The sequence below is a fragment of the Pseudactinotalea sp. genome (genome assembly GCF_048594945.1).
Taxonomy (GTDB): domain Bacteria; phylum Actinomycetota; class Actinomycetes; order Actinomycetales; family Beutenbergiaceae; genus Pseudactinotalea.
Map to the genome: position 1 here is coordinate 1 of NZ_JBMDXJ010000142.1, position 2,438 is coordinate 2,438.

The 2,438-nt window shown below is 72.1% G+C and carries 3 protein-coding genes and 1 pseudogene; all 4 read left to right on the plus strand.

The features are described from left to right. Nucleotides 1–282 (plus strand): annotated as a pseudogene (locus ACOJSN_RS06705) (hypothetical protein); the annotation flags it as partial. Beyond that, nucleotides 273–749: a (2Fe-2S)-binding protein gene (locus ACOJSN_RS06710; protein WP_420111732.1), complete on the plus strand. Its 477-nt coding sequence runs from the start codon at nt 273–275 to the stop codon at nt 747–749. The pseudogene ACOJSN_RS06705 and the gene ACOJSN_RS06710, both read left to right, overlap by 10 nt. Next, nucleotides 746–1,621, plus strand: coding sequence for an FAD binding domain-containing protein (locus ACOJSN_RS06715; protein WP_420111733.1), 876 nt, complete (start codon nt 746–748; stop codon nt 1,619–1,621). The genes ACOJSN_RS06710 and ACOJSN_RS06715 overlap by 4 nt, the downstream gene beginning before the upstream one ends. Before the next feature lie 7 nt (nt 1,622–1,628). Beyond that, the coding region (locus ACOJSN_RS06720) for an LLM class flavin-dependent oxidoreductase (protein WP_420111734.1) at nt 1,629–2,438 on the plus strand (810 nt) is incomplete at its 3' end.

A 2,438-nucleotide genomic window follows, 5' to 3' on the forward strand; every position in this document is an offset into this window, starting at 1 on the left:
ATGGAGGAGCATCGGCTCTCCGCAGGTGTCCCGGTCACCTCCAGCCTGGAGAACTACCTGATCCCCACGATCGCCGACACCCCCGTGATGCACGTGGAGATGGTCCCGTCCTCCGAGGACTCCGGGCCTTTTGGCGCCAAGGGCATGTCCGAGGTGGTCGTGGTGCCCACGTCTCCCGCGATCGCCGCGGCCATGCTGGACGCGGTCGGCGTGCTGCCGCACGCTCTGCCGCTCACTCCCGAGCGCGTGCTCGCTCTGCTCGAGGAGGCACCGTGCGACTGAACGGCACCGAGGTCACCGGTATCCCCGCCGAGCAGCACGGTCTGCGGCTGCTCGACTACCTGCGCACCGAACGCGGCCTCACCGGCGCCAAAGAGGGCTGCGGCATGGGTGAGTGCGGCAGCTGCACCGTGGTGGTCGACGGCGCGGCCGTCACCTCGTGCCTCGTGCTGGTCGGGCAGGTTCTCGACGCCGACATCCGCACCGTGGAGGGTCTGGCCGACGCCGGCCACGCGCCGCTGCAGCAGGCATTCGTGGACCGGCAGGCCGTGCAGTGCGGCTACTGCATCCCCGGAGTCCTCAACTCCTGCTCGGCGCTGCTGGACCGGGTCCCCGATCCCGACGACGCGCAGATCCGTGCCGCGCTCGACGGCAACCTGTGCCGCTGTACCGCCTACAACCGGTTCTACGACGCGGTGCACGATGCCGCGTGCGCGCGCCGCGAGGAGCACCCGGGCGGTGCCTCATGACTCCACCGACCCCGGTGCTGCAGCGACCCGCCGGCGCGCAGGAGGTGCCCGGGCTGCTGGTCGGCTCGCGCGCGGTCAACGGCGGCACCGACCTGCTCGTGCAGCGCCGCGCCGGCATCGAGGCACCCACGCTGCTGGACCTGCGGGCCGTGCGCGCCGAGGTGCCCGTGCTGGAGCGGACTGCCACCGGTGATCTGCGAATCTCTGCGCTGCACACCCTGACCGAGGTGGCCACCGCGCTCGCGGGCGCGCTCGTGCCGCTGCAGGAGTCGATCGCGCTGTTCGCCTCCACGACCATCCGCAACCGCGCGACCATCGGCGGCAACCTCGCCAACGGCTCGCCGGCCGCCGACACCGTGCCGCCGCTGCTGGTGCTGGACGCGGCCGTGGACGTGGTGGGCGCCGGAGGCACCCGCACGGTGCCGCTCGCGGACTTCCTGCTCGGCCCGCGGCGCGTGGACCTGCGCGCTGACGAGTGGATCCGCACCGTGACGGTGCCGGAAGGCGCGTGCGGCCCCACCAGGCCCGCTGCAGGCTTCCGCAAGATCGGAGGTAGGCAGGCGCAGGCGATCTCCTTCCTCAGCCTCGCCTGGCAGTGGCGCGCGAGTGAGCGCGACGCGCTGACCGACGTGCGGTTCGCCATGGGCGCCGTGGCACCCACGGTGGTGCGGCTGCACACGCTCGAGCGGCTGCTCGAGGGAACCACCCCGGGACCCGAGGTGATCGCGGAGGCGGCGAACGCCGTCGAGCACGACATCCGACCCATCGACGACCTGCGAGCCAGCGCGGCCTACCGCCGCCGCTGCGCCGCCGGCCTGGTGCGCGAGGCACTCGGTGCCTGGACAGCCATGCCAACCCGAGACGAGAGGTGAGCACCACATGGACATCGGCGTGACCGTTCGGCTGGACCAGCCAATCACGCACGCGGCGGAGATGACCCGCCGCGCCGAGGATCTGGGATTCGCGAGCGTCTGGCTCGCGGACCACTACTTCCACCGCGACGTCTCAGCCGCGCTCGCACTGATGATGACGGCCACCGAGCGGGTGCGCCTGGGCACCGCGGTGATGTCGCCGTTCCTTCGGCACCCCACGCTGCTCGCCAGCCTCGGTGCCACGCTCCGCGAGATCGGCCCGGACCGGTTCGTGCTCGGCCTGGGTGCCGGCGGTTACGAGTTCGCCAGTGAGATGGGCATCTCGATGAGGCGGCCGCTGCGCGTCGTGGCCGAGAGCGTCGACATCATCCGGCAGATCGAGGCGGGCACCGCACAGGTCGAGGGCGAGACCTTCAGTGCCAACGGCTCGTCACTGCGCTGGCCCGCGACCCCTGGGCCGCTGTACCTGGCGGCGCGCGGCCCCAAGATGCTCGAGCTCGCGGGCAAGGTCGCTGACGGCGTCATCACCCACGGCATCTCGGAAGGGCACATCGCGTTCGTGCAGGATCGGGTCGCCGCCGGTGCGGCCGGGCGCGAGTCTGGCTCGGCGAGCATCTGCCTGATGCTCGACGTCGAGATCGGTGACGACCGGTCGGCCGCGCTACGGCTGCTGGCACCGCGCTGCGTCACGATGGCCGGCGGCGCCTACGCCGATGAGCTGATCGAGATCTACGGGCTGGACCGCGACGAGGTGACGGCGCTCCGTGCGACCGTTCGCAGCGGCGACCGCGCACGCGCCGCTGAGCAGGTCACCGAC